Here is a 26,986-nt window from a genome sequence, read left to right as displayed (position 1 = left end):
GAAATGTCAGTGTTTCAGGATTCACATCTCCTACCAGATTACAAAAGTCAAATGAGCTGGAGGTAATGAATGAGTACATTGTTAATAAAAAATGCAGAACTTATTACAATGAATCAGCAAGATGACCAATTTATTGGTGATATTTATATTGAACACGACACCATTAAGGATATTGGCAAAAGTTTAGACTATCCTGAAGCTGATAAGGTGATTGATGCTACGGATCGCGTTGTGACACCGGGGTTTATCCAGACACATATACATCTTTGTCAAACGATATTCAGAGGGAAAGGTGACGACTTAGAACTGATGGATTGGTTAAAAAAGCGTATATGGCCACTGGAAGCTGCTCATGATGAGGAATCGATCTATTATTCTGCGCTGCTAGGTACTGGGGAGCTTATACAAAGTGGTACAACGTCAATTGTGGACATGGAAACCGTTCATCACACCGATTATGCCTTTCAAGCGATTGAAAAATCTGGTATAAGAGCTTTGTCAGGAAAAGTGATGATGGATAAAGGTGACGAAGTACCAAAGCGCCTTCAAGAAAATACGGCAGAAGCCATACAGCAAAGTGTGGACTTAATGGAGAAATGGCACAAAAAGAACGGACGTATTCATTATGCTTTCTCACCTCGATTCGTCGTTTCATGTACAGAAACTTTATTAAAAGAAGTGGCGAACCTTTCGCGTAAACATGACACCTATGTGCATACTCATGCTTCCGAAAACAAAGGTGAGATAGAAATTGTTGAAGCGGAAACTGGCATGCGTAATATCGAATATCTTGATTATCTTGGTCTTGCAAATGAACGCCTTATTTTGGCTCATTGTGTGTGGCTAAATGAGACTGAAAAGCGAATTATTCAACAAAGAAAGGTAAATGTCAGCCATTGTCCAGGATCTAATTTAAAATTAGCATCGGGAGTAGCAAATATCCCAAGTTTACTTGATGCCCATATATGTGTCAGTTTAGGAGCAGACGGCGCTCCATGTAACAATAACTTAGATATGTTTAATGAAATGAGATTAGCAGCTCTTATTCAAAAGCCTGCCCATGGGCCTACTGCTATGGATGCTAAAACAGTCTTTAAAATGGCTACGATTGACGGGGCGAAAGCAATGGGCTTGGATCATGAGATTGGGAGCCTAGAAATAGGAAAGAAAGCGGATCTCATTATTTTGAACTTACATGATTTTCATATGTACCCGTCATATGATGTTGATACCATTTCACGTATCGTCTACTCCACAACGCGTGCTGATGTGGAGACGACCATTATTCATGGTGATGTGGTGATGGAAGAACGTTGTATGAAAACGATAGATAAAGACGTGACCCTAAAAGAGGCAAACCATTCAATTAAGCGACTTATTCAACGACTACCTCATATTTCTTAACGGCTGTTTAGGCATGATTTACAATGATGGCGGAAAAGTTTAGTTAATGTAACTAATGACGCGTACACGTCACTGGCCTAATGTAGACACATACAGAAGAAAAGGTGGTACTGACTTAAGGTGTGCATGCGACAATTTTTTGAAAGGTGGGTGTTGAACGTAGGATGTATACGATAACGGAAGTCAATTCAATGCAGGCGTCTGAATTTATAACGACCATAGGGCCTGTCTTTGAACATTCTCCATGGGTAGCAGAGAAAACGTGGCCACATCGTCCATTTACATGTGTTACTCAGCTTCATAACAGGATGACAAAGGAAATGTATCAAGCGAATACTGCGTTAAAGTTATCCTTGTTGCGTGCTCATCCAGACCTTGGGACAAAGCTTACAATCTCTGAAACGTCTGGAAAAGAACAGCGGGAGGCCGGCTTAAATAGGCTCACAGAGAAAGAATATAATCAGTTTGCTGACCTTAACGATGCGTATGTTAAACAATTTGGCTTTCCATTCATTGTAGCTGTAAAAGGGAAAAAGAAAGAGCAAATCCTTCACAAAATGAAAAAACGACGCCATCATTCTTATGAAAAGGAGATGGAAACAGCTTTGGAGGAAGTGAGCAAAATTGCTGGTTTTAGACTAAATGAGCTTATCCATAAAGAGAATGATGTGTAAGTTGAAACTGAGTTGAGGGAGTGACAGGATGGAATCAAAAACGACGACACGCATGATGTATTATGGTAAAGGGGATGTGTTCGTATATCGTACTTATGCTAAACCGTTAACAGATGTGACCAAAATCCCAGAGTCTTCGTTTAGCGGACGCAGTAATATTATTTTAGGGATGGACGTTCAAGTGGCCCTAAAAGGAGATGCGTTTCTCACTTCTTTTACTGAAGGAGATAATTCATTCGTCGTGGCTACAGATTCAATGAAGAATTTTATTCTTCACTATGCAGGGGAGTATCAAGGCAATACGATGGAAGGATTTCTTACATTTGTAGGTAGGAAGTTTCTTGATACGTATCCACATATAAGCGCTGTAGATATAAAAGGCAAGCAATTCCCATTTACAGAAGCTACAGTTCTAGTAAATGGAGAAATAACAGCTAGTGAGATCGTGTTCCGCGAAGGGACACTTGAAAAGCCTTTGGCATCCATAGAAATAGAACGAAAAGAAAAGGGATATGGCGTGAAGGATCACCAAAGCGGTGTCTTCGGTCTCCATCTGATTAAAGTGAAAGGTAGTTCCTTTGCAGGCTATATAAAGGATGAATTTACAACACTGCCAGAAACATATGATCGGCCATTGTTTATTTATTTAAATATTTATTGGCGCTATAAAAACTCGGTTGACGGAGAAGGGGAAGATCCGCAAAACTATGTGGCAGCTGAACATGTGAAACATATCGCTCAAACAGTCTTTCACAGTGTTGATTCACCGTCTATTCAAAAGTTAATTTTTGATATTGGAAAGCGAATCCTTCAGCGATTTCCACAACTAGCTGAAGTGTCGTTTGAGTCAAACAACCGTACATGGGAAACGGTTCGAGAAGAAATCCCATCACCCACTAATGGGAAAGTCTTTACTGACCCTCGTCCCCCTTATGGGTTTCAAGGGTTCACAATGTATCACGAAGATATAGTAGGTGAAGAATAATATGTCTGGGAAACTTACTACCCATGTTCTTGATACGAGTATTGGTAGGCCAGCAGCCGGTCTCACTATTGAACTTTGGAAGTACAATGACAATCTAGGAGACTATGAAAAGCTTCAAGAAGCAGTGACAATGAATGATGGAAGGCTTGAACAACCACTTCTCGAAGGGGAGGCACTCACGGCTGGACGTTATGAGCTACTTTTCCATGTAGGAGCTTATTTTGCAACAATGGAGGTCGTGACAGACGATCCCCCTTTTTTAAATGTCATACCAGTGAGCTTTGGAATATCGAATAATCATGACGATTATCATGTGCCACTGCTCATTGCCCCTGGCGGTTATAGTACCTACCGTGGTAGTTAAGAAAGCATCAGTGGCTCGCTTCATACAGCCACTGATGCTTTTTATTACAGCTAAAGTCTTGATTAACGCAACTACTAATCAGTGAGAGAAGAACGAAAACACCCACTGATTGAAAGTTAAGTGTCATCCCTCATAGGTCATGTCTTATAATCTCACTTCTTTCATTAAAATAGTTGCCTCTTAAACAACAACCGTTCACATGTCTTACTGACACAGTTCTTTCTGAATTTAGTGACTATAACCAATAGGCATCCATTTTTCAGTTGACATGTCTAATGCTATTATGCCGCTTTTTACATACAATTTTTTTATATAACAACAGAGTAGTGATATATGAAGGAGGTAAGGTGGATGGTGATCACTTCTAATATAAATAGCGATCGATTATGGCGGACTTTAATGGAATTAGGGAAAATCGGGGCAAGTTGTGATGAAGGAGAAGGGGTAACTCGTCTCTCATTAAGTCGGGAAGAGCTAGAGGCTAAGCACTACATTTATCAGCTCATGAAAGAGATTGGATTGGATGCTCACATGGACGCAGTAGGAAATGTCATAGGCACATTACAAGGGTCTGAACCTCAAGCTCCTGTTGTGATGGTAGGATCCCACACGGATACAGTCTTCCATGGTGGACGATTTGATGGCGCATTAGGTGTATTAGGGGCAATTGAAGCCGTTAGGACAATAAAAGAAGCCAATATCCCTCTTACTCATGCCATTGAAATTGTCTCCTTTACAGATGAAGAAGGGTGTCGATTTGGAACTGGTTATATAGGGAGTAAGGCTATGGCAGGAATGTTAAAAGAAACGATCTTTGACTTAAAAGATAAAGATGGTCTGAGTTATCGTCAAGCCTTTATTGATGCGGAGTTTAATCCAGAAAATTATAAAGACGTGATCCGTCAGCCTGGGGATATTAAAGCTTATATTGAAATGCATATTGAGCAAGGGAAAGTACTAGAAGAATTAGATTTGCCAATAGGGATTGTAACCGAGATTCAAGGGCCAGTATGGCTAGATGTAACGTTAGAAGGGGCAACAGATCATGCTGGTGCCACACCCATGATGATGAGAAAGGATGTGGCTGTAGGAGTAGCAGAAATCGTCCTTGCTATTGAGAATATTGCATTGACCTATCATGGTGTAGGGACCGTAGGTATTATCAAGCTTGAACCAGGGGCCGTGAATGTTATTCCTGGGAGAACGCTCTTCTCTATTGATGTACGCCATAGCGATAAAGGGATTCGTCAACAGATGGTTAATGACATTTATAAAAAAATAGAAGTTGTTTGCAAAAAACGCCGTTTAACGTCACGAATAGATGTGAAAAAAAAGGTTGATCCTGCTGTCTGTTCCCCAAAGATCGTTACTCTTTTAGAGGAAACGTGTCACGCATTACGTTATCCTGTTAAAAAGCTTCCGTGTGGTGCAGGACATGATTCGTTAATTATGTCTAAAGTGACAGACATAGGGATGATTTTTGTGCGTTCAAAGGGCGGCATTAGTCACAATCCCAAGGAATGGAGCAGTCAATCAGATTGTGCTATTGGGACAGAACTCTTATTTCATACATTAGTTAAGCTAGCACAATAAGGAGGGAAAGAAGATGAAACAGACGCATGAATTAATGGTTCCACCACGGACGATCATGACACCAGGGCCAGTGGAAGCAGAGCCAAGTGTATTGCGTGCCATGTCATCTACAATATTAGGGCAATTTGACCCTAATTTCACTTCCATTATGAATGAGACGATGGCCTTGCTTAGACACGTGTTGCAAACAGATAACCATTGGGCCTTTCCCGTTGATGCCACTTCAAGAGCGGGAATTGAGGCCATGCTTTGTAGTGTGATTGAAGAAGGGGATACTGTATTAGTACCTTGTTTCGGTAGATTTGGATATTTACTCACTGAAATTGCTGAACGGTGCGGGGGTGACGTCCATATTATGGAATGTGAATGGGGCACAGTATTTGATCCAGACCATATCGTTGCTAAAATTGATGAGTTGGAACCGAAAGTGATTGCCATCGTGCATGGGGATACGTCAACCGGACGCATGCAACCATTAAAAAAAATTGGTGAAGCATGTCGTGAACGAGGTGTTTTGCTTATCGTTGATGCTGTTGCTACAGTGGCTGGTACAGAGGTGAAAACAGATGAATGGATGATTGATGGCTTAATTACTGGGACACAAAAGTGTCTGTCTGTTCCACCTGGTATGGCTCCCTTAACCTATAACGATCGCATTGAAGCTGTCTTACGCCAACGAAAATCGATTGAAAAAGGCCTCTCAACAGCCAATGCTGTGGTTTCCAATCGTCGAATCAGAAGTAATTATTTAGACTTAAGCCAGTTACAAGATTACTGGAGCCCAGCGAGGTTAAACCACCATACTGAAGCGACATCTATGTTATATGGTTTATATGAAGGATTGCGGATGATTTTAACTGAAGGACTTAATGCACGTTTTAAGCGGCATAAACTTAACGAGATGGCTTTAGTAGCAGGTTTACAAGCGATGAAACTTGAATTGTTTGGTGATATGTCTTGTAAACTACCGATGGTGACCTGTGTCGTCATACCGTCGAATGTAAATGGTGAGCATGTCCGCGCCATGTTATTAGAAGAGTTTGGTATCGAAATTGCCAGTTCCTTTGGCGTATTGCACGGTAAAATTTGGCGTATTGGCACAATGGGCTACAGTTGTCAAAAAAGAAATGTATTAATGACATTAGCGGCGTTAGAAGCGGTATTAATCCGGCAAGAGGCTCATATTTCAAAAGGTGAAGCTGTTCAAGCTGCGATGGATGTCTACAAAGAAATGGAGATGACAAAGCCTGTCGGTCGAACGTGACATGTACTGACTAGAAAAGTGACGGATCAACCCTCCTCTTTCGTGACCATTAAACGATTATTTTTCGTATGTGCGGTGGTATTCTACGTTACTATTGCAAAGCACCAACGTTAACGATAAAATGACTAAATACATAAAAATGTCAGATAATTTAACGAAGGAGCTTGCATCTATGTTGAAGTTATTAGAACAAATAAGTCTCACCGTGAGTAAGTACTTTGCTTTTATCGTTATACTAGTGGCTATTATCGCCTTTTTCACCCCTGATACATTCGTATGGATCGGAAGGTATATTCCAATTTTGTTAGGTGTCATTATGTTCGGCATGGGAACGACGATGACATTAGCTGATTTTAAAGTGATCGCGCAAAAGCCTGCGCCCGTCATCATTGGGTTATTAGCTCAGTTTCTCGTGATGCCGCTAACGGCCTTTACCCTTGCATATGTGTTGAATTTGCCACCTGAGCTGGCAGCGGGCCTCGTCCTAGTAGGAGCTTGTCCTGGAGGGACCGCGTCTAATGTTATGGTATATTTATCAAGGGGAGATGTACCAACATCAGTAGCAATGACTTCTGTCTCAACGATGTTATCGCCATTATTGACACCTCTTATCGTCCTTGTGTTAGCAGGTCAATGGCTCCCAGTCGGTTTTGGAGATATGTTGATGTCGATTGTACAAGTCATTATGATTCCTATCAGTTTGGGGATTATCGTGCGAAAGTTAGTGCCTAGAGCAGTTGAAAATGGGCAAAAGGTTTTGCCACTTGTTTCTGTTATAGCGATTATGCTTATTGTGACGGCTGTTGTAGCAGCTAATGCACATAATATTTTAACCTCAGGTTTTATGGTTTTAACGGCTGTCATATTACATAATGGTTTCGGTTTAATCTTTGGCTATGTGATAGCCAAGTGGGCGAAGTTGGATGAAACGAAGCGACGGGCTATTTCCATAGAAGTAGGTATGCAAAACTCCGGCTTAGGGGCAGCTCTAGCTACAGCCCACTTTAGCCCATTAGCAGCGCTACCAAGTGCCTTATTTTCCGTTTGGCATAATATATCCGGTCCTTTACTCGTGTCATTTTGGCGTAAGGACCGGAACCAATAGCAGTACGGTCGTTATAAAAGAGATTGAGCCCCATCAATATACACTTCCGTTCCGGTAATATGGCTGGATGCGTCGGAAGCAAGAAAAGTGACGAGATCAGCAATTTGCTGGGAGGAGCCTGGTTTATGCTCAAGGGGCAAATTACCTTCAGGATATTCCACAGGTATTTTTACTTTAGATAATTTTTGACGTTCATGGTGGGTATTTTCACCAATATTGGTTTTGGTAGCTCCGGGGCAGATCACATTCACTCTAATGTGATAACCAGCTAGTTCAAGGGCAGCCATTTTTGCAAAAGCAACTTGGCCAGCCTTTGAACTACTGTAAGCCGACATACCGAATCCAGAAAATACCCTATTTCCATTTATCGAACTTGTAATAATGATACTGCCACCTCTCTCCTTCAAAAATGGGACAGCATATTTAACAGTCAGGAACGTACTTTTTAAATTAGTTGATAAGGTATGATCCCATTCTTCATGAGGCATATCTTCAATAGGTGTTATGACACCGTTAACGCCTGCATTAGCTAAGACAATATCTATTTTTCCAAAGGTGTTAACCGCGTTATCGAGAGATTGTTTCACTTCCTCAGGCTGGGAAACATCTGCTTCACATAATAGTGCTTTACCACCTAACATTTCAATTTCTTTTTGTGTCTCTTGAGCATCCGTTTTATTTAAGTCAATGAGACAGACCGCTGCCCCCTGTTTTGCCAATCCTAAGGCAGATGCTTTCCCAATACCTGAACCGCCCCCTGTAATAACAGCCACTTTCTTTTCTAAAGATGAATAGGTACCCATTGTCATTCCTCATTTCTTGCTAAATTTGATGAAGCCGACTAACTTATTCCGTCACAATGTTATTTTTCCTTAATTATTCCATAATAAACAAAATAATCATTTGTGGGTAGAAAATTTAACATACTTTATTTCTAAGCATAAAACAGGTGTAAACGAGATTGATAGTTTTATAGAATAGTAAAGGTAATGAGGGTATGTAAGAAAAATACAAATTTAATTAAAAAATTTTAAACTACTAGTATAATTTATTAATTATACATAAGACCTTCAATATAGTGATTTAACCAAATTAACACGTTAATCTGAAAAAGTATCAATATATTGACATAATAAAATTATCGTGACAAGAAGTTTTTTTATTAGTTTTACGTAGTATTCTAAAATCTGAAATATTCAGAAAAAATATTTACTTCTCGTAATTTATATGATAAATTATCTAAAGATTAGCAACAATTACACATAATATTTTACAAAAACTCAAAAAGTTTTGGGATTGGCGAGCTTCTATACATATACATGGATAATATTGATATGTAAGCGAAAACACTCCCTGGTGTAATTTAACATAAAAGGTGGTGATATCATGTCCGTATTATTAGAGGTGAAAGACTTACAAACTCACTTTATTAGTAAAAAGCAAGTCGTTAAAGCAGTGGATGGCATTGATATTACAATAAATCGCGGCGAAACAGTAGCCTTGGTAGGTGAATCTGGTTCCGGTAAAAGTATGACCTCTCTTTCGCTTATGCAACTTGTGCCCTCTCCGGGTGGAAAGATAGTTGGCGGTGAGGTGAATTTCAATGGTAAAAATTTACTCGCTTTAAAAGAAAAAGAGATGAGAAAGGTTCGCGGAAATGATATATCCATGATCTTTCAGGAACCGATGACTTCCCTTAACCCTGTTTTAACGATTGGTGAGCAAGTGATGGAAGTGCTTCTCTACCATAAAAAGATGACTAAAGGGCAAGCGAGAAAAAAAGCAGTAGAATTGTTAAAGATCGTTGGGTTTTCCCGTGCCGAAGACATAATAAAAGATTATCCTCATCGACTTTCAGGTGGTATGAGACAGCGTGTCATGATTGCCATGGCCATGAGTTGTGATCCGAAGCTTCTGATCGCTGACGAGCCGACTACAGCCCTCGATGTGACTATCCAGGCTCAAATCCTTGAATTAATGAAAGATTTAACAAAGCAATTTGATACGTCTATTTTACTGATTACTCATGATTTAGGCGTAGTGTCAGAAATCGCAGACCATGTCGTCGTGATGTACGCAGGTCAAGTTGTTGAGAATGCGCCTGTAGACAAATTGTTTGATGAACCACTACATCCCTATACGCAAGGATTACTAGATTCCATACCAGCTATAGAAGGCAAGATTGAACGACTTAAATCAATAAAAGGAAATGTTCCTCTTCCAGATGAGATGCCTAAGGGATGCCGTTTTGCCCCGAGATGTCCTAAGGTATTTGACAAATGCTTGACGGCCAATCCTGAGCTGCTAAAAGCGGCGCCTGGACAAAAGGTACGATGCTTTTTGTACGATCAAAAAGGAGAGGAATCCACATGACTCAAAATCATAATCACATCATAGACACTCACCCACAAGAGAACCGCAACGTGACTCATTCAGAGACCATTTTAGAAGTAAACGACTTAAAAAAGCACTTCCCAATTAAAACAGGGGTCCTTCAACGTGAAACAGGAGTTGTGAAAGCTGTTGATGGTGCCCATTTTTCAGTTAAAAAAGGTGAAACAATCGGGATTGTTGGCGAATCAGGTTGTGGCAAGTCCACAACAGGTCGAACGATTATCAGACTGTACGAGCCTACGGAAGGCCAGATCATATACAAAGGACAAGATATTGCTCATCTAAAAGAAAAAGAAATGCGAAGCACGATACGGCGAGATATCCAAATGATTTTTCAAGATCCGTTTGCTTCTTTAAATCCTCGGAAAACACTAGGAAGTATTTTATATGAGCCATTTAAAGTACATAAGATGTATAGCCACAAAGAACGAGAAGAACGAATAGGGGATCTTCTTGAAACGGTGGGCTTAGATGCTTCCTTTAAAAGTAGATATCCTCATGAATTTTCAGGAGGACAGCGGCAAAGAATCGGGATTGCAAGAGCTTTAACTACTCAGCCGGATTTAATTATTGCCGATGAGCCAGTTTCTGCTCTTGATGTGTCAATTCAGGCGCAAATCATTAATTTACTTGAAGATTTACAAGATGATTTAGGACTGACGTATGTTTTTATTTCGCACGATTTAAGTGTAGTTCGTCATATTGCAGACAGAGTTGGCGTAATGTATTTAGGGAATATGATGGAACTTGCTTCAAAGGAAGACCTTTATGCTGAGCCTCTTCACCCTTATACGAGAGCTTTATTATCAGCTGTGCCAGTACCGAAAAGAAAAGGGGCAGAGAAGCGAGAAAAGATTGTGTTACAAGGTGATTTGCCAAGCCCTTCAAACCCACCAACAGGATGTGTGTTTCATACGAGATGTCCAGAGGCGATGGAAGAGTGTAAAAAAGTAGTACCAGCTTTTGAAGAAAAGCGACAAGACCATTTTGTTGCGTGCCATTTATATAAGAAAGCTTAACTATTGAAAGGAGGTGTCCCAGCACCTTTGAATGGTCCAATATTTTGCGAATTCTTACTTATTTTTTAAAAAACAAGGAGGGGTTATGTTGAAAAGAAAGAAACATATTTGGAGTTTAGCGGCAACCACGCTTGCTATGTCGGCTATTCTAGCTGCATGTGGTGGAGACAACAATTTAGAAGATGCGATGCAAGACGAGCGAAACAATGAAGAGGCTAACAATGCAGAAGACAATGCTAATAATGACGCCACTGAAGGAGAACCGCAAGAAGGCGGTGATATTACGATTGGTGTTATCAGTGATCCGGTATCGTTCATGACGACCCACTCGCAAGATACGTCTAGTGGAGATATTGAAGATATGATTTACAGTCAACTCGTCCGTGTTGATGAAAATATTGAAATGCAGCCTGAATTAGCCATTGATTGGGAAGAATCAGATGATGGTTTAACCTATACCTTTGATATTCATGAAGATGTGACGTTCCATGACGGGGAACCGTTAACTGCTGAAGATGTAGAATTTACGTTTAATATTTTCATTGATGAAGATTATACTGGTCCACGTGCCGGTTATTTCAGTGCACTTGAAGAGGTCGAAGCACTTGACGAGACAACTGTTGAGTTCCGTTTAAGTGAACCAGATGCTCGATTTATTTCCAATATTGGATTTGGTATTTTACCTAAGCATATCCTAGAAGGTGTCAGTGCGGCAGACCTTGAAGAACACGAGTTTGGGCGCAATCCAATCGGCTCTGGTCCCTACCAATTTGATTCTTGGGAGGATGGTCAATACGTTCAGCTGACAGCCTATGAAGATTATTGGGAAGGTGCTCCTAATTTAGATCGCATAACGATAAGTATCGTCGGTGATCAAAACGCCCTAATGGCCCAAATTGAAGGCGGCGATGTGGACTTAGGAATTATTCCAGCTACTGATTATTCAACGGCAGAAGGCTGGGAGGAGCAAGGATTAATTAATTTACAGTCGACGTTAGGTTACAGCTATAACTACATGGGTTACAACCTTCGTTTAGATATGTTCTCTGATAAAGAAACACGTCAAGCGTTAACCCATGCGATTGATCGGCAAACAATTATCGAACAAGTGGGACAAGGGCAAGGTGAGGTGGCTCATGGTCCTGTGAGTCCACTTAGCTGGGCTTATCCAGATGAGATGCCAGAATTTGAATATGATCCAGAAAAAGCGCGCGAGTTACTAGCAGAAGCCGGTTGGGAAGAAGGCGCAGATGGTATTCTTGAGCGTGACGGCGAACGCTTCTCTTTCACGCTAAAAACTAATTCAGGTAACCAAATTCGGGAAGACATCTCTGTTGTCATCCAGTCGATGTTAAATGAGGTTGGTGTTGAAGTAGAAGTGGAGTACGTAGAGTGGGGAGCATTCCTTGACCAAATCAATCCACCGAACTTTGACTTTGATGCAGTTATCCTAGGTTGGGCTTTAGGAACTGACCCTGACCCAGGAGCGATCTGGCATTCAAAAGAAATTGAAGCGGGATTAAATAACATTGCATACGCTCGTGATGATGTGGATGAGTTGATCGATCAAAACGTCTCAATCGTAGATCGGGATGAGCGTGCGGAAGCGCTTCATGAGATCTTTGAAACGATTGCAGAGGATCAACCATACACGTTCCTTTACTATCCGAATGATTTAAAAGCCATTCCGCCAAACCTTGAAGGGTTCGTTCATCACCCACGTCTGAATTTTTATCGACCACAAGATTGGTATTATTCAGAGTAAATAAATCAATTTATAACGTTCCAGTCATTTGAAAAAGTGAGTTGTGTGACATGATTTTAAGACGGGAAGGGCTTCTATTGTATTTGGAATGCTGACTACTTTAGAGCCTTCCTGTTCTTATTTAAGAATGTGTATAGGGTCTATAAGATAAGTGAACATGCAGGGGATAAATGTGTTGTTGGCAGATTTTCTTTATCCTATCAAAAAAAATAGAAGTCTTAATAAGTGATAGTATAAGTAAAGTTACGCCATCAACGCCCTTCTTTTAGAACGGGACATGTAGCTACATAAACTCATTTTAAACAAGAAAAGGAGGCAGATCATGCTTTCGTATATTATACGACGTGTTATTATGGCTATCCCTATATTAATTGGTATTTCAATTCTTACGTTTTCGGTGATGCATTTGGCTCCAGGAAGTCCCTCGTCTATGATGATGTCACCTGACATTAGCCCTGAAGTGAGGGAAGCATTTGAAGAGAGGTATGGGTTAAATGATCCGATTCCAGTTCAATATGTGAAGTGGATGGGAGCGATGCTTCAAGGTGATATGGGGTATTCACTCGTTAGAGTTGGGATGCCTGTGAGTGAAATGATTATGAACCGATTGCCAAACACACTGATTCTCATGGGAGCTTCTACGATTCTAGCCATCCTTATTTCAATTCCATTAGGGATCGTATCTGCTCGTAGACAGTATTCATTAACTGATTACTCGGTGACTGTTGCGGCATTTGTAGGAGTGGCGACACCTAACTTTTGGATAGGGCTATTATTAATTATGTTTTTCTCTGTTAATTTAGGCTGGATGCCATCCGGGGGAATAGCTACGCTTAATGAGCCGTTTAGTATTTTAGACAGGCTTCATCATTTATTGATGCCTGCCCTAGTATTGGCTACAGCTGATATGGCCGGACTCACTCGTTACAGTCGGTCCAGTATGCTTGAGGTCATTCAACAGGATTACATGCGGACCGCTAGAGCGAAAGGGTTTAAAGAGAACACAGTCATTTACAAACATGGGCTGCGAAACGGTTTAATTCCGATTATTACAATTTTCGGGTTAATGTTGCCGTCCTTCTTTGCGGGGTCTGTTGTAGTGGAAAGAATTTTTTCTTGGCCGGGGATAGGAGACTTACTTATCGGATCAGTTTTTCAACGTGACTATCCTGTCATTATGGGGATCACTATGATTTCCGCAGTGTTAGTGGTGGTTGGGAATCTGTTGGCAGACATTGCTTATGCCATTTTTGACCCGAGAATTGAGTATTAAGGAGGAACGGTCATATGCAACAAGAACCAGTTAAAATGCCATCAATGACACCACCGGAAGGCCCGGCAGAACATAAATTAAAGAAAAAACCAGAAACAATGACACGTATTATTTTGAAAAAGTTCTTTAAGAATAAATTAGCCGTTGTAGGTGGGATCGTGCTGTTGATTATTGTAACGATGGCCGTTTTCGCTCCTTTAATTGCACCGCAAGACCCTCGTAACGTAGAAATGGACTTGCTGAACAGACTGGCACCTCCTAGTACGGAATTTATTATGGGGACGGATGACTTCGGTCGAGATATTTTCAGCCGTGTATTATACGGAGCGAGAGTTTCCTTACTTGTTGGATTTTTAGCGATGCTTGGCGGCGCTATAATTGGTACTGTTATGGGATCATTAGCCGGTTATTTCGGTGGTCGGATAGATAATTTGATTATGCGACTCGTTGATATTCTTATTTCATTCCCTAATATTTTTCTTCTTATTTTATTAATTGCTTTTTTCAGTCCAAGTGTAAGCTTATTAATCATATTTTTAGCTTCATTAGGGTGGATGAGTACAGCTAGACTCGTCCGAGGCGAATTTCTAAGTTTGCGTGAAAGAGAGTATGTATTGGCTGCCAAAACGTTAGGTATGAGAACGAATCGTATTATTTTTAACCACATTTTGCCTAATGCACTTGGTCCGATTATCGTTGCTTCAACATTGAGTGTGGGTAACTTAATTATCGTTGAGTCTGTTCTTAGCTTTTTAGGGCTAGGGGTACAGCCGCCAACACCAAGTTGGGGAAACATGTTGCAATCAGCCCAGAACTATACGATTATGAGGGATGCTTGGTGGTACCCTGTATTCCCTGGTTTAATGATATTCATTACTGTATTATCGATTAATTTCGTAGGGGATGGACTAAGAGATGCGTTTGATCCTAAAATAAGGTCTTAATCACTATAACGATAATTTTTCAGATGTTTAGAGATTGATAGTTATGTGGATGAACGCCACTAGCATCAATCTCTATTTTTGTAAGTAGTTTAAGTGAGATAACCAGAGAGGTAAATGCATTTGGACGTGGGAGCTAACGGGCGGTCAATTCCTGGTCGACTTAACTACCAATAATCGGGATAAAAAATAAAAAATCCCACTAATTAATGGTTCCTTTTATAGACTTTTTAAACAAACATGATAAAATAATAGTTAATAGCATTGTAGTGATGATCATGAGAAATGCCCATAGGTCTGATGTCAAAGAAGGGGTATCCTATGAAACTAGGACTAAAAAAAATATTTGCCGTTTTAGTGACTATTTTTACCTTGGGATTTTATATCCCACCAGTTGACCTGAGCAACGATGCTGAGAAGGAAACAGATGATCTCCTTTCTTCTACGAATAGTTCGGCTGAAAAAGAAGAGTCGCTCTTAACGGATATTGGTCAGGAGAATGACCATGAGGAAAGTCTTTCAGACGTGGACTTCTCCGAGCTTGAAAAGAGTGACAATTATGTTCATCTATTTACCGAACTGGCCAAAGAGCAAACGTTACATAAATTAGGGCCACGTATTAGTCACAAAGTGGAGGACGATATTTTACTAGAAGTATTCCCATCTATGGAAGAAGTGATTACTAGTCTATTAGATGAGTTGGATGATGAAGAATATCCTTATTTAGAAATAGATGAGCAAACTTCCTCATACTACGGGGAAAAAATTTTTAATATATACGATAATCAGTCAAAAGAAGACGTAGTCAGGTTCCATGTTAGAAGAGATTTACGGCCTAAAGACGGCTACTGGTTTAACTTTCATTACCATTTGAGAGAAGATAATTTTGAAAAACATCATAATCTAGGCGACATCTATTGGGACAAAAATACACCGCCAAAATGGATGACGTAAGACAAGAATGTGCCTCTTGATGAGCACATTCTTTTTATATATGGGGTTCATTTATCCATAGGTAGAATCACTTTTTTATTTAGTGACTGGGACAGTCACTTGTTTTTTTCATATTGGGTAAACAGATATTAGAGGAAGAAGCTTCTTTTCAAATTTTCTAAGTATTTTACCGAAATAAATAGGAGCTAGATATTCTGAAATATCGGCCGGAAAGTATGACGTCTAGCTAGTGCATGAATAGGGATAATTGACGCACGGATGTTCACTATATAGATCGGTGACTTTCATAGAAAGGGTGGCAGAGGTGACGAGAGAGAAACTATTGATCGTGGAAAATGATATTTACATAAGAGAGGAAACATTTACTTATTTACGAAATAACGGATACCATGTTAACATGCTGGAAAATGTGGGGGAAGTCATTAGCTATATAGCTAATGAGAGCCCACATCTTATTATATTAGAAGATCGTTCACCACATCATGAAGGTATACACTTATGCAAAAAGATTAGGGAAAGCTCAGACGTATCGATCATAATGGTTAGCCATTTAAAGACATCCGTGAATAAAATTGAAGGTTTAAACGCTGGTGCCGATGATTATTTGACAATGCCATACGACCTTGAGGAGCTAGAGGCACGAATAAATGCAAACCTACGAAGAAGGGCCTTAGAGAATAGTGAAATTGCGTATCTTAAGGCAGGCAGGATAACTATTGATATGAAAAGTTTTCAAGTTTTTTTGGAAGGTGAAAAAATAGCACTCTATGCTAAGGAAATTCAACTATTAATATTTTTTATGAAGCATCCTAACCAAGTTTTTAGTACGGAACAAATTTATAATCACATTTGGGGAGTTGAACACCATGGGGATCTAAAAACGGTAACAGTTCATATTAGAAATTTAAGAAAAAAAATAGAAGCTAATCCTGCTAAACCAGACTATATTCAAACGGTCAGAGGGTTTGGGTATAAATTTAATAAAAATTGGGTAATCGGAAAATAGTGTGGAAAGAGGGTTAAAAGATGCCCTCTTCCATAGCCTTGATCAATGTGGAAAAATCAGCACCATAAATTTCTTCAAACACCCATTCATAGCCAGTTTGTCCCCAATTAGGGAATTGATCAGGTAACATTTTTCCGAAAGTAACTTCAACTTCTTTGAATTTCTTTTTCTTTTTTACTTTACGATAGCCTCGTGTAAATAAAATTTTTGCTCTAAGGGCTTCGAAAGAATAACCACGACCAACATGGTTCATTGTCTTAATTAAACGATTCAGGGATTCTGTATAGGCGTTTGTAATGGGTGAATTGAAATAGTTGAATATCTCCTCTTCCCAATTATTCATTGCCTTAATCAGATCCTCAAAATAAGCCATTAATTCTTTAGGTACATTTGAAAGCCAGTTTTGGTAAAGTTTATAGGCATCATTGATTGATTCAGCCTCATAAATTTCAAAGAATTGCTCTTTTAACTCGTATGCTTGACCCAGCAATGGAAACATCAGTCCATATTTGTAGTTTTATTTGATCATCGAAGTCGTTAAGGTCTTTACGCCTTGTAAGAAGCACATATAGGACCCTCATGAGTTGCCTGCGCTCTTTGGCTGACACATTTTGACGATTAGTCTTTCGTATTGGCAAATCCTCAAAGAACGTCCCATTGCACTCTCGACACTTATAACGTTGTCGTTTGACATAAATACCCACACGTTTTGCGTGCATTGGTAAGTCAACGAATAACTGTTCTTTCTTACCATGCTTATACAAGTTAGGAATGGTACCGCATTTCAGACAGTGTGAGGGTGGTGTAGGACTTGCTCTACTAAGAATCGGTAATCACTCTCACTCTCTGTCATATCAAGAATAATAAAGTTTGGCAGGTGGAGCATATTGGTTATCATTTATTTTTTTCCTTTCATGATAGTTGAATTAATCCGCCTTACCTTTAGTTGTTAAGGATTAAAGAGAAATGAAAAAGAGGTTGTCACCAAAAGTAAATTTTTGGGGACAGCCTCCAGTTATCAGTCTCTAAAAATACGGTTTAACAACATATCTAGTCGATTGTCAGTACAATTTTTCCGTAACCGTGACCAGTTTCGACTTCTCGATGTGCCTTTACAACGTCATCAAGTGGGAATGTATTTCTAATGTGTATGTTTATCTTCCCTTGAATGTAAAGGTTAACGAGTTCAGAAAGGCGTTCAGTTGAACGTTCGCTTCGTATAGGGCGAACACCAAGTTCCTCTACGAGATCGAACGCAACAATTGTGCCAATACGCTTCTTGTTTTCGACAAGCTTCACTGAGGCTTCCAAAGCATCACCCCCAGCGGCATCAAAGGCAACGTCTACACCTTTCGGGGAGAGTGAACGTACTCTGTCGACAAGTCCTTCTCCATAGGTAACAGGGATTGCACCTAGTGAACGAAGGTAATCGTGATTGCGTTCGCTGGCGGTGCCGATGACTGTTGCTGCTCCCCATGCTTGTGCCAGTTGTATTGCGAAGGTACCAACTCCACCAGCTGCAGCGTGAATCAATACGGTGTCCCCTTTGCCAACCTCTAGCTCACGTAATGCCGTGTGAGCGGTTTGGCCAGAGGCTGTTATAACACCAGCATGCTCCCAAGACATACCCTGTGGCTTTTGTACAATCTGATCGATACTTACGACTACATATTCGGCATAACAAGTCATTAACGCCCAGCCTAACACCTCATCGCCGATATTAAAGCCTGTGACATCTTCCCCGACATGATCGATAATTCCAGAGAACTCGTTGCCAAGAATCTGTGGGAAAATGATCTTTAGTCCCGGTGGTGTCCAACCACTACTGCGTACAGCACAATCAAACGGTTGGACGCCAGCAGTTTTGACCCGAACTCGAACTTGACCTGCTCCAACTTGTGGGTCATCAAATTCCATTACTCGCAACACTTCCGGAGGCCCATAACTAGAAAATGCTGCTGCTCGCATATAACATCTCTCCTTTTCAAACTTATAAAAAGTTATTGAATGTTTGTTGTGTCAGCTGAAAACCTCAACAGTAAATCCACCAGGTGCTTTAACATAGAAAGTCCAACGATGAGTCCTTCTTGGCGGTTTTACATTATAACCATCATCCTTTAACCGTTGATTGATTTCATTTACATGCTCTTGGCTCTCCTGTTCAAAACCTATATGAAAAGACTTGGGGTAGTTGTCATTGGAACCTTTCATTAAGGCGAGCAAAAATCCATCTTCATCGACCATTATAGCGAATGAATCGCTATGATTACCTTTGGTCTGAACGTTAAAATATTTTTCGAAAAATTTACGAGTAGCATTAACGTCAGTGACAGTAAGATTCATGTGGTTTAGTTTCATCGATTACACCTCCTTCTTGCAAGTAAAATCTGTTGTTATCTTGTAATAATTATCTTATGATAAACAATAAATAAATTAAAATATATATATTTATATAAATATATAACCTTGAGTATATTAATAGGAGGAGCACAAATGGAACTGTTGCAACTACAATATTTTCGAATTGTTGCCAGGTTAGAACATATGACAAAAGCGGCGCAAGAAATTCACATTGCGCAACCCGCTCTTAGTAAAACCATTGCCCGATTGGAAGAGGATTTGGGTGTACCATTATTTGACCGTAAGGGAAGGAATATCCGACTCAATTCGTTTGGAAAGGTATTTTTGAAAAAAGTGGAGATTGCACTTTCAGCACTTGATGAAGGGAGACAAGAAGTCGAGGATCTTGCGGGGATGGAACGAGGGCGTGTTTATTTATCAACAACCACTCATAAATGCTTTTCTGACCTCATAGGCTCTTTCATATCGGAGCATCCTGATATTAAACTCCAAATCAGCCAAGCTTCAACATACGAAAAGGTGAAACAACTAAGAAATGGCGATATCGATTTTTGCATTACTTTTCCACCACTTGAAGTGGAGGGAATAAGCGGGCAATCCTTTCTCACTGAAGAAATATTACTAGCTGTTCCTTTCACGCACCGATTCGCTAACCGGAATAGTGTTGACCTGAGCGAGTTATCTGACGATGCTTTTATAAGTATAAAAGATGGGAATCCGTTTCGGGCAATGACGGATGATTTTTGTAAAAAAGAAGGTTTTACTCCAAATGTAGTTTGTGAAGTTGACGAACTTTCTGCAATAAGTCATTTCGTTCGCACCGGTATTGGTGTTGCTTTTTTGCCAGAAACTTTAATAGAAGATAAAAATGTACCTTTTCGCCTTTTGCATATTGATAAGCCATTTTGTCAGCGTACCTACCAAATAGCATGGCTCGAAGATCGCTACTTGTCCATTGCGGCACGTAAATTTCAAGATTTTGTGTATCATTATTTTAGCGAATTTCGCAAACTAAACAATCAACCTTCACTTTAAGCAATTTTATCAGCCTGAGGCATAAGGAACCTGTTGATTATGAACAGTCAGGTTCCTATATTTTAATTTAAAAAGAAAATATTTTAAGGTCTTCTACACGATTATCCGAATACGCTAAAAATTTAAATCCGTGATAGTAGATACTGAAATGCCATTCATCTACTGCTTTTCCTACAGGGACTCTTCCATATTCCTGTCATATGAACTTCTTTTATAGACTGCCTGATAGTAATGGATTTAAGCAGTTACTTTTACAAGTTTAATTACAAGATTTTTTAGCGGAGTCGATTTCATAATGATGTTTTTAAAGCAATAACACGAATATTTAATATGCGGATGATAAAACGAACCTTCAATCAGTGGGTTTTTTGTTCTTCTCCCACTGATTGGTAAATGAATCAATCAGGACATTAGCCTCCGTTAGTTCCCGCCTAAATTGATTTACCTCTCTTCTCTATTTTGAGCTGGGAGCTTCACGGACGGTAAAAGTGACTGAAATGTAAGACGGCGACTCCCAGAGGATTAAGTGCAGTCTAAAGATCCACTTTTGCGAGGATTTACCGAGCAAAAGTTAGCTGAAGACAAGCCCTCGGGAAAGCGTCCGTTTGAAGTGAAGGTCACTTTCATGATTCGAATTTTGAATTGTGAAATTCATTCAGGACTTATACAAATAGAAATTATGTTACCATGGCTTCCGGAAAAAAAACGCAATGTAATACTTTATCTTTTATTGTCGAAATTACTATAAAAGGGAATAGACACTAAAAAAATAGATAAAAGAACTACTTTTTTTCTGTTTTTTAACTTGTATTTAACCTTGACTAGGTATACTTCAAATTACAGTTACACATCATGCTGATTCTCAAATGCTGTGACAATATTTTAAAATTAAACCTTCCTACTAGTTAAAGGCAAACCTGTTTAAAGATAGGGACGCAAAGTTACGGGTCTAAGGGTCATTTGCTTGTATGATCTATGATCGCCGGACCGCCTATTAGGCAAACGTGGGAAAGGAGGTCTAAGGAAGAGATGGAAAAGAAGTTACACTCTACCTTGGATAGAGAATGGGAGAGGCTAATAAGAGAAGCACGTCAAAGAGGATTAACACCTCATGATGTCCGTTGTTTTTTAGCAGAGAAACAGCGAGAAAAAAATGTATATGATATTAAACAAGTGAGTGGTGGTAACTCGTAAAAGACTATATGAGAGTTAGAAGTTGTATCTAAAGCTTTATTTTAAACGTTTATCGTTATGATAAGCGTTTTTTAATATGCTAACAACTTGATCACGCCTATTTGTTTCTACTTAAAGACACTTGTCCTGTCATTTTTAATGACGGTGCATTAACTATAGTGAGCGACAAAATGACATTTAAGGAGGCTCACCACATGGTAAGGATATTTATCGATCCCGGTCATGGTGGTTCTGACAGTGGAGCAACAGGGAATGGCTTAGTAGAAAAGGAAATTGTGCTTGATATTGCGATGAGGTTAAGAGAATTACTGAACATGTATCAAGGTGTTCAAATTAATATGAGTCGAGAGGATGACAGCTTCGTTTCACTATCAGAAAGGGCCGATATGGCGAATAGCTGGAATGCTGACTTTTTTGTTTCTATTCATACCAATGCAAGTGGTGGTGAAGGATTTGAATCGTACATTTGGAACGGTGAGGTGCCTGATCAAACGATAAGGTATCAACAGGTTATTCACGAAGCTATTATCAATGAAATTGATGTAGTTGACAGAGGTATGTTAAGCGCTAACTATGCAGTACTGAGAGAAACAACAATGTCGGCTCTTTTAACGGAAAACTTGTTTGTTGATAATGAAAGTGATGCCGAGAAATTGCGAGATGATGCCTTTTTAGACCGTATTGCACAAGGTCATGCAACCGGGATTGTGAACGCATTAAATATAGAAGAAAACGGATCAGATGGATCTGATGGTGATCAACCGACAAATGACACGATTGCGTCAGTGCAAGCGACATTAAATGAGCGTTACGGTTTAGCCATTGCCGTAGATAATATTTTCGGTCCAGAGACAAAAGGGGCACTATTACGAGGCTTCCAAACGGAGTTAAATGTTCAGTTTAATAGAAATATTCAGGTGGATGGCATTTGGGGACCTGAAACACGTCAAGCAGTTGTCAATGTTGGTCGAGGAGCGAGAGGTAATATAACGTGGATTTTGCAAGCAATGTTATACGGTTCAGGTGTTTCTCCAGGTCCAGTGGATGGTATTTTTGGCCCGCTTACGGAAAATGCAGTGAGGACGTACCAACACAGACTTAGACTACGTGTCGACGGCATTGCGGGGCGGCAAACCTTTACAGCGTTATTTAGATAATCGGTCCTCTACCTTATTATATTTGTTAGACTAAGGAACCAAATGGTTAAGATAAACTCTCGGCATTATTAAAAAGGAGGCGTTGGGTGATGGAAACAGTTCTTGTCTTAGCCTCACTTATTTCCCCCCTTGTCGTTGCTATTATAGAACTCGTTAAAAAAACGACGTCCTTTCCAAAGCAATTCTTTCCGATTCTCTCAGTTATTATCGGTCTTCTAATAGGAGGAGTCACTTATCCATTGTCAGAATTAGACCTGGCTTTAAGATTATGGGCTGGAGGGATTGCTGGACTTGCAGCCACTGGGTTATTTGAATTAGGTCATTGTCAGGTTAAGCTCATAAAGAAACAGCAATCACCACAGCGGTCGCCAGAATAGGGATAGCTTTCATCAAGAGAAACACCGACTGTGATGTCGGGGTTTACTCTTTTTTTTGCCATCATTTGATTCAAGTTATAGTGAACTTTAATGCTACCTAAATCCGAAAATAGCTGTTGTTATGTTAGCCATTTACTCCCTTTCATCTATCGGTCCCCCCCTTGACATCGGCTCTCTACCTTGTCTTATGTAGGCTCGCAGTGGACCTATGTTATGCGAGGAAGAAAGTCGTTCGCCTGTAGTGGAAGAACCATGCAAGAGTCATTTTTGCAGATACAGTTTGTATGATACAACTGGTTCTATGCAAAAATATGATTGACGATCATAATAGCACTTTCGTGATGGGATATACATAAATTGTTCTTTCTTTATTAAAGTAAGGGATTTGGGATGAGACGGGATAGTTTACTGAGAGGCGAGTTCTAAATACAACAATGACTTAGTCGTCGAGTGGACGTTTAACTCTCATTCGATTGCTTTGTCACAAAAGTGTCATAATAATATTAAGGGTTGAAAGATGAACATCACCGTGTAATCATTTAGAATAAAGACATAAACACTATAACCGCAGTGAAAATATATTATATTTACAAGGAGAACGTGACACATATGGCAGATTTAAAAAAAATGGCCAAATCAAAGCGTCGACACACATTAGTGCTAATGGTAGGATCCCTTATTATCGGCGCCTCAATTATTGCTCAAGCTTACCTTATTGTGGCCATTGTTGACCATATATTTCTTAATAATGGGTCCTTTCAAGATGTTATACCACAATTTGGTTTATTGGCCCTTGCACTTATTATGAGGGCGCTCTTTAGTTATGTGAATGGGCGAACTGGTATTCATATGGCGGCCTCTGTAAAAAAACAGTTAAGGCAAGTGTTATTAAAGAAATATTCGAGAAATCCATTACAAGCCTCTTTAAAAGGACAGTCAGGTGAAAAAGTCAGTGTCCTCATGGATTCTGTGGATGAAGTAGACAGTTATTTCAGTCATTATTACCCCATTAGAATTCAAGCGACGATTATTCCGTTAATGATGCTTATAGCGATATTTTCATACAATTGGGTTTCAGGTCTTATTCTCCTTATTACGGCACCTTTTATTCCTATTACGATGGCGATCGTTGGGAAAAATACGCAACAGAAATCAGAAGAACAAATGGAGAAACTGTCCATTTTCTCTGGGCGCTTTCTAGACCTTCTGCAAGGGTTGGCCACGTTGAAATTTTTTGGACGTGCAAAAGAAAAAAAAGAAGATTTGCGGCAAAGTAGTTTAGATTACCGAGAAGCGACAATGAAAGTGCTTAAGATTGCTTTTTTATCGTCGTTGATGCTGGAATTCATTTCAATGCTCAGCACGGCTCTAGTGGCGTTAGAAGTGGGTCTTCGATTAGTGGTGTATCAGCAATTATCATTTTTCACAGCCTTTTTCGTCCTTATTCTCGTTCCTGAATTTTTTGCTTCCTTAAAAGAGTTGGGCTCTGCCTTTCATACAGGACGAGGAAGTGTTGCTGCTGCAAAACGAGTGCAGGAGGAGCTTGAAGAAGACGAATTACCAGTAGGTTGGGGGAAGGAGACGTTTAAAAACCCCTCAATGCCACCGACAATTGAGTTACAAAATTTAAGCTTCTCATACGGGGGAGAACGGACCGCCTTAGATAATGTCAGCACCGTTATCCCACCAATGAGCCATGTAGCCATTATCGGGCCGAGTGGGGCTGGGAAGTCCACACTGTTAAACATTCTTTCTGGGTTAATTCGTCCTGAAAGTGGAAACGTATTGTTGGATCATAAATCAATGGCTACATACAGCGAAGAGGCTTGGTTTACTCAGATAAGCTATATTTCACAAAATCCTTATATTTTCTCCGGTACGATAAAAGATAATATTATTCTCGGTGTATCAGAGAATGTCTCCGATTTAGAGGTGAGAATGGCTGCAGAAAAAGCTGGTATCTCTCACATGATTGAGCGTCTTGAAAAAGGGTATGATACTGCAGTTGGTGAAGGTGGTCGAGGACTGTCTGGTGGGGAAAAACAGCGCGTTGCATTAGCACGAGCCTTTCTTAAGAAGCCTACGATTATTTTATTTGATGAGCCGACCGTAGGCCTTGATTTGAAAACCGAACAAATCTTACAACAAAGTATGAAAGAACTCGGACAGAAAGCAACTGTTATTACAGTGGCGCACAGGCTTCATACGATAAAAGAAGCCGATTCAATTTTATTACTGAGTCATGGTCAGGTGAAAGCATCAGGGACTCATGAACAGCTGTTAAGAGAGTCTGTAGATTATCAAAACATGGTGATGACACAGCAAGGGGGAAGAGCGGAATGAAGGATACAGCGATCATGTTTAAATTTATGGTCAGTGAAAAGAAAGATATATTTCTTTCCGTTCTGTTTGGCTTTCTCGCTGGTATGGGTGGTGTTTTACTATTCGCTAACAGTGGTTATCTCATTTCCAGAGCTGCCCTGCTACCGCCTTTCTATGTCCTAACCGTGACGATCGCGTTGCTCAAACTGTTCAGTGTTACTCGGGCGATCAGCCGGTATGCAGAACGCTATTACTCTCATCGCGCGACGTTTACGATACTAAGCAACTTACGTGTTCATTTTTATGAAAAAATTGAACCACTTGCTCCGAGAATTTTTCATAAGTATCGGAGTGGTGATTTACTGTCTCGTATTGTAGGTGATGTGGAAAGTTTACAAAATTATTTTCTAAGAGTATTCTATCCGCCGCTCATTATGATTGTCGTCTTCTTAGCAACGGTGACATTGACCCTTTTCTTTTCTGTTCACGTGGCGTTTACGTTAATGGCAGGGATGATCTTAACCGGTTTAATCGTACCGTTAGTATTCGCTTCTATGCAGACGAAAATCGAAAATAATGTGAGAGAAAAACGTGGCAGTGTCTCAACTGAAGCGACTGAATTTTTATATGGCTTTAAAGATTTAAAAATTCATAGAAAACTGGCGGCTCAGGAAAGAGAACTTAATGAGGCTTCAGCGACTTATATTAAAGAGCAGGAACATCAAAGTGATCGAGCATTAATCAGTCAATCTGTGAATCAGGCGTTGACGATGCTTGTCTCTTGGGCGGTTCTTATTGTGGGAGTTTATTTAGTATCTGAGGGAATATTGGAAGGGGTTTTCCTAGCGATGTTAGTGATGATTTCATTAACAGTATTTGAAAATGTCTCTCCTATGGCGGCATTTCCTTACCACTTTGAAGATAACCGACGGGCGGCGAGTCGATTAAACCTGATCATTCATGAAGAAGATATGGAGAGGGTGGAAGAGCACGAGGTAGAGACACTGAATCATAAAGAAACGTGGGGTATTTCAATGGATAACGTGACCTTCACTTATCCAGAAGAAGAAAGAGAAGCCTTAAAAGAGGTGTCTATTAACATACCACCAGGGTCAAAGACAGCTATTGTGGGCCCGAGTGGTTCAGGTAAATCTACCTTATTACAGCTTATTTTAAAGATCTATCAGGCTGAAAAGGGTGACGTCTATCTCAATGGAAAAGACATTACACGTTTAGAAAAAGAAAGTATTTGGAAAGGAACTAATACGTTATTGCAGGATCACCACTTATTTTACGGTACGGTTCGAGATAACTTACAACTTGCTAAAGATGACTTATCAGATACAGATATGTTTAACGCCTTAAAAAACGTAGGATTAGACACATTTTCACTTGAGGATCGCGTGCTTGAGAAAGGGGGAAACCTGTCTGGAGGTGAAAGGCAGCGTTTTGCCATTGCGAGAGCATTACTAAAAGGAAGTAAACTTTGGTTGCTCGATGAACCGACATCGTCAGTAGACGCTGTTACAGAACGGCTCATTTATGATAATTTATTAGCTCAAGCCAAAGAAGATACCGTCCTACTGGTGAGCCATCGACTGGCAGGGTTAGAGAAGATGGATCAGATTATCGTGATGAATGAAGCACAGGTTGTAGAAGCAGGAACATATGATGAGTTGATAGAAAAGCAAGGTTATTTTTACGGTATGAAAGAAATTGAAAACACGTTGTTTTCTGCTTGAATGTTTCAGTGGGAATGCCTGAGTATCGTACTATGTAAACATAGTGGTAAAAAGAGG

The 26,986-nt window shown here is 39.9% G+C and carries 25 protein-coding genes and 1 riboswitch; of the genes, 20 read left to right on the top strand and 5 right to left on the bottom strand.

The genetic code is table 11. From position 1 onward, the window contains the following. Positions 1-69 precede the first annotated feature (69 nt). From BK581_RS09090 to BK581_RS09060, 7 genes are all read left to right on the top strand, one after another. A complete protein-coding gene (locus tag BK581_RS09090; RefSeq protein WP_078577870.1) occupies positions 70-1,404 on the top strand; it encodes a 5'-deoxyadenosine deaminase in 1,335 nt (444 codons plus the stop codon). Between the two features lie 164 nt (positions 1,405-1,568). After that, on the top strand, positions 1,569-2,078 hold the full coding sequence (uraD, locus tag BK581_RS09085; RefSeq protein ID WP_078577869.1) for a 2-oxo-4-hydroxy-4-carboxy-5-ureidoimidazoline decarboxylase: 510 nt from the start codon (positions 1,569-1,571) through the stop codon (positions 2,076-2,078). 28 nt (positions 2,079-2,106) lie between these two features. After that, positions 2,107-3,063 carry a factor-independent urate hydroxylase gene (gene pucL, locus BK581_RS09080; protein ID WP_078577868.1) on the top strand — a complete coding sequence of 319 codons (957 nt, stop codon included), beginning with the start codon at positions 2,107-2,109 and terminating at the stop codon, positions 3,061-3,063. 1 nt (position 3,064) lies between these two features. Next, positions 3,065-3,427 (top strand): hydroxyisourate hydrolase, encoded by a 363-nt coding sequence (gene uraH / locus BK581_RS09075; RefSeq protein ID WP_078577867.1) that lies wholly within the window; start codon positions 3,065-3,067, stop codon positions 3,425-3,427. A 351-nt stretch (positions 3,428-3,778) separates the two neighbouring features. Continuing rightward, positions 3,779-5,020: a Zn-dependent hydrolase gene (locus BK581_RS09070; protein ID WP_078577866.1), complete on the top strand. Its 1,242-nt coding sequence runs from the start codon at positions 3,779-3,781 to the stop codon at positions 5,018-5,020. A 13-nt stretch (positions 5,021-5,033) separates the two neighbouring features. Further along, positions 5,034-6,284: a pyridoxal-phosphate-dependent aminotransferase family protein gene (locus BK581_RS09065; RefSeq protein ID WP_078577865.1), complete on the top strand. Its 1,251-nt coding sequence runs from the start codon at positions 5,034-5,036 to the stop codon at positions 6,282-6,284. A 175-nt stretch (positions 6,285-6,459) separates the two neighbouring features. Beyond that, positions 6,460-7,389, top strand: a complete 930-nt coding sequence (locus BK581_RS09060) for a bile acid:sodium symporter family protein (RefSeq protein WP_078579905.1) — start codon at positions 6,460-6,462, stop codon at positions 7,387-7,389. An 11-nt stretch (positions 7,390-7,400) separates the two neighbouring features. Here BK581_RS09060 and BK581_RS09055 read toward each other — a convergent pair whose 3' ends face one another. Beyond that, on the bottom strand, positions 7,401-8,192 hold the full coding sequence (locus BK581_RS09055) for an SDR family oxidoreductase (protein WP_078577864.1): 792 nt from the start codon (positions 8,190-8,192) through the stop codon (positions 7,401-7,403). Positions 8,193-8,775: 583 nt separating this feature from the next. On the opposite strand from BK581_RS09055, the gene BK581_RS09050 reads away from it, so the two are divergent. The 7 genes from BK581_RS09050 (at position 8,776) to BK581_RS09020 (ending at position 16,741) form a co-directional block, all read left to right on the top strand. Next, on the top strand, positions 8,776-9,762 hold the full coding sequence (locus BK581_RS09050; RefSeq protein ID WP_078577863.1) for an ABC transporter ATP-binding protein: 987 nt from the start codon (positions 8,776-8,778) through the stop codon (positions 9,760-9,762). Continuing rightward, positions 9,759-10,802, top strand: a complete 1,044-nt coding sequence (locus tag BK581_RS09045) for an ABC transporter ATP-binding protein (RefSeq protein WP_078577862.1) — start codon at positions 9,759-9,761, stop codon at positions 10,800-10,802. Before BK581_RS09050 ends, BK581_RS09045 begins: the two co-directional genes overlap by 4 nt. An 85-nt stretch (positions 10,803-10,887) precedes the next feature. Then, positions 10,888-12,567, top strand: coding sequence for a peptide-binding protein (locus BK581_RS09040; RefSeq protein ID WP_078579904.1), 1,680 nt, complete (start codon positions 10,888-10,890; stop codon positions 12,565-12,567). Positions 12,568-12,889: 322 nt separating this feature from the next. After that, complete coding sequence (locus BK581_RS09035) at positions 12,890-13,840, top strand: ABC transporter permease (RefSeq protein ID WP_078577861.1); 951 nt, start codon at positions 12,890-12,892, stop codon at positions 13,838-13,840. A gap of 14 nt (positions 13,841-13,854) precedes the next feature. Continuing rightward, the gene (opp4C, locus tag BK581_RS09030; RefSeq protein ID WP_078577860.1) at positions 13,855-14,784 is read left to right on the top strand and encodes an oligopeptide ABC transporter permease; all 930 of its coding nucleotides are present in this window, start codon (positions 13,855-13,857) and stop codon (positions 14,782-14,784) included. Positions 14,785-15,102: 318 nt separating this feature from the next. Beyond that, on the top strand, positions 15,103-15,735 hold the full coding sequence (locus BK581_RS09025) for a YpjP family protein (protein WP_078577859.1): 633 nt from the start codon (positions 15,103-15,105) through the stop codon (positions 15,733-15,735). Positions 15,736-16,039: 304 nt separating this feature from the next. Beyond that, positions 16,040-16,741 carry a response regulator transcription factor gene (locus BK581_RS09020; RefSeq protein WP_169837638.1) on the top strand — a complete coding sequence of 234 codons (702 nt, stop codon included), beginning with the start codon at positions 16,040-16,042 and terminating at the stop codon, positions 16,739-16,741. 13 nt (positions 16,742-16,754) lie between these two features. Here BK581_RS09020 and BK581_RS19940 read toward each other — a convergent pair whose 3' ends face one another. The 4 genes from BK581_RS19940 to BK581_RS09005 form a co-directional block, all read right to left on the bottom strand. Continuing rightward, entirely contained in the window at positions 16,755-17,231 is a 477-nt protein-coding gene (locus BK581_RS19940; protein ID WP_169837636.1) for a transposase, read from the bottom strand. Continuing rightward, positions 17,191-17,529, bottom strand: coding sequence for a transposase family protein (locus BK581_RS20570; protein ID WP_456154130.1), 339 nt, complete (start codon positions 17,527-17,529; stop codon positions 17,191-17,193). The genes BK581_RS19940 and BK581_RS20570 overlap by 41 nt, the downstream gene beginning before the upstream one ends. A 262-nt stretch (positions 17,530-17,791) precedes the next feature. Further along, positions 17,792-18,709, bottom strand: coding sequence for an NADP-dependent oxidoreductase (locus tag BK581_RS09010; RefSeq protein ID WP_078577857.1), 918 nt, complete (start codon positions 18,707-18,709; stop codon positions 17,792-17,794). A 51-nt stretch (positions 18,710-18,760) separates the two neighbouring features. After that, positions 18,761-19,099: a VOC family protein gene (locus BK581_RS09005; RefSeq protein ID WP_078577856.1), complete on the bottom strand. Its 339-nt coding sequence runs from the start codon at positions 19,097-19,099 to the stop codon at positions 18,761-18,763. 135 nt (positions 19,100-19,234) lie between these two features. On the opposite strand from BK581_RS09005, the gene BK581_RS09000 reads away from it, so the two are divergent. The 6 genes from BK581_RS09000 (at position 19,235) to cydC (ending at position 26,929) form a co-directional block, all read left to right on the top strand. Beyond that, complete coding sequence (locus tag BK581_RS09000) at positions 19,235-20,137, top strand: LysR family transcriptional regulator (RefSeq protein WP_078577855.1); 903 nt, start codon at positions 19,235-19,237, stop codon at positions 20,135-20,137. 900 nt (positions 20,138-21,037) lie between these two features. Then, a riboswitch (cyclic di-GMP riboswitch) is annotated at positions 21,038-21,132 on the top strand. A gap of 34 nt (positions 21,133-21,166) precedes the next feature. Then, complete coding sequence (locus tag BK581_RS19930; protein ID WP_143709654.1) at positions 21,167-21,331, top strand: anti-repressor SinI family protein; 165 nt, start codon at positions 21,167-21,169, stop codon at positions 21,329-21,331. A gap of 194 nt (positions 21,332-21,525) precedes the next feature. Beyond that, positions 21,526-22,488 (top strand): N-acetylmuramoyl-L-alanine amidase, encoded by a 963-nt coding sequence (locus BK581_RS08990; RefSeq protein ID WP_169837632.1) that lies wholly within the window; start codon positions 21,526-21,528, stop codon positions 22,486-22,488. A gap of 89 nt (positions 22,489-22,577) precedes the next feature. Next, positions 22,578-22,865, top strand: a complete 288-nt coding sequence (locus BK581_RS08985) for a holin (protein WP_078577852.1) — start codon at positions 22,578-22,580, stop codon at positions 22,863-22,865. Positions 22,866-23,474: 609 nt separating this feature from the next. Next, positions 23,475-25,208 (top strand): thiol reductant ABC exporter subunit CydD, encoded by a 1,734-nt coding sequence (gene cydD / locus BK581_RS08980; RefSeq protein WP_078577851.1) that lies wholly within the window; start codon positions 23,475-23,477, stop codon positions 25,206-25,208. Then, entirely contained in the window at positions 25,205-26,929 is a 1,725-nt protein-coding gene (gene cydC, locus BK581_RS08975) for a thiol reductant ABC exporter subunit CydC (RefSeq protein WP_078577850.1), read from the top strand. The genes cydD and cydC overlap by 4 nt, the downstream gene beginning before the upstream one ends. The last annotated feature ends 57 nt before the right edge of the window (positions 26,930-26,986 follow it).

Origin of the sequence: Salipaludibacillus agaradhaerens (genome assembly GCF_002019735.1) — a bacterium.
Lineage (GTDB): Bacteria > Bacillota > Bacilli > Bacillales > Salisediminibacteriaceae > Salipaludibacillus > Salipaludibacillus agaradhaerens.
The sequence above is the reverse complement of the archived record's forward strand: the minus strand, read 5'-3'. Positions and strand labels throughout refer to the sequence as shown.

Excerpts from the sequence above, each read along its gene's own strand:
- BK581_RS08990 (WP_169837632.1), top strand. The coding sequence starts at position 21,526 with ATGGTAAGGATATTTATCGATCCCGGTCATGGTGGTTCTGACAGTGGA.
- opp4C (WP_078577860.1), top strand. The coding sequence starts at position 13,855 with ATGCAACAAGAACCAGTTAAAATGCCATCAATGACACCACCGGAAGGC.
- BK581_RS09010 (WP_078577857.1), bottom strand. The coding sequence starts at position 18,709 with ATGCGAGCAGCAGCATTTTCTAGTTATGGGCCTCCGGAAGTGTTGCGA.
- pucL (WP_078577868.1), top strand. The coding sequence starts at position 2,107 with ATGGAATCAAAAACGACGACACGCATGATGTATTATGGTAAAGGGGAT.
- BK581_RS09005 (WP_078577856.1), bottom strand. The coding sequence starts at position 19,099 with ATGAAACTAAACCACATGAATCTTACTGTCACTGACGTTAATGCTACT.
- BK581_RS09035 (WP_078577861.1), top strand. The coding sequence starts at position 12,890 with ATGCTTTCGTATATTATACGACGTGTTATTATGGCTATCCCTATATTA.
- BK581_RS09050 (WP_078577863.1), top strand. The coding sequence starts at position 8,776 with ATGTCCGTATTATTAGAGGTGAAAGACTTACAAACTCACTTTATTAGT.
- BK581_RS09045 (WP_078577862.1), top strand. The coding sequence starts at position 9,759 with ATGACTCAAAATCATAATCACATCATAGACACTCACCCACAAGAGAAC.
- cydD (WP_078577851.1), top strand. The coding sequence starts at position 23,475 with ATGGCAGATTTAAAAAAAATGGCCAAATCAAAGCGTCGACACACATTA.
- BK581_RS09070 (WP_078577866.1), top strand. The coding sequence starts at position 3,779 with ATGGTGATCACTTCTAATATAAATAGCGATCGATTATGGCGGACTTTA.
- BK581_RS08985 (WP_078577852.1), top strand. The coding sequence starts at position 22,578 with ATGGAAACAGTTCTTGTCTTAGCCTCACTTATTTCCCCCCTTGTCGTT.
- uraD (WP_078577869.1), top strand. The coding sequence starts at position 1,569 with ATGTATACGATAACGGAAGTCAATTCAATGCAGGCGTCTGAATTTATA.
- BK581_RS09025 (WP_078577859.1), top strand. The coding sequence starts at position 15,103 with ATGAAACTAGGACTAAAAAAAATATTTGCCGTTTTAGTGACTATTTTT.
- cydC (WP_078577850.1), top strand. The coding sequence starts at position 25,205 with ATGAAGGATACAGCGATCATGTTTAAATTTATGGTCAGTGAAAAGAAA.
- BK581_RS19930 (WP_143709654.1), top strand. The coding sequence starts at position 21,167 with ATGGAAAAGAAGTTACACTCTACCTTGGATAGAGAATGGGAGAGGCTA.
- BK581_RS09090 (WP_078577870.1), top strand. The coding sequence starts at position 70 with ATGAGTACATTGTTAATAAAAAATGCAGAACTTATTACAATGAATCAG.
- BK581_RS09065 (WP_078577865.1), top strand. The coding sequence starts at position 5,034 with ATGAAACAGACGCATGAATTAATGGTTCCACCACGGACGATCATGACA.
- BK581_RS09040 (WP_078579904.1), top strand. The coding sequence starts at position 10,888 with ATGTTGAAAAGAAAGAAACATATTTGGAGTTTAGCGGCAACCACGCTT.
- uraH (WP_078577867.1), top strand. The coding sequence starts at position 3,065 with ATGTCTGGGAAACTTACTACCCATGTTCTTGATACGAGTATTGGTAGG.
- BK581_RS09055 (WP_078577864.1), bottom strand. The coding sequence starts at position 8,192 with ATGGGTACCTATTCATCTTTAGAAAAGAAAGTGGCTGTTATTACAGGG.
- BK581_RS09000 (WP_078577855.1), top strand. The coding sequence starts at position 19,235 with ATGGAACTGTTGCAACTACAATATTTTCGAATTGTTGCCAGGTTAGAA.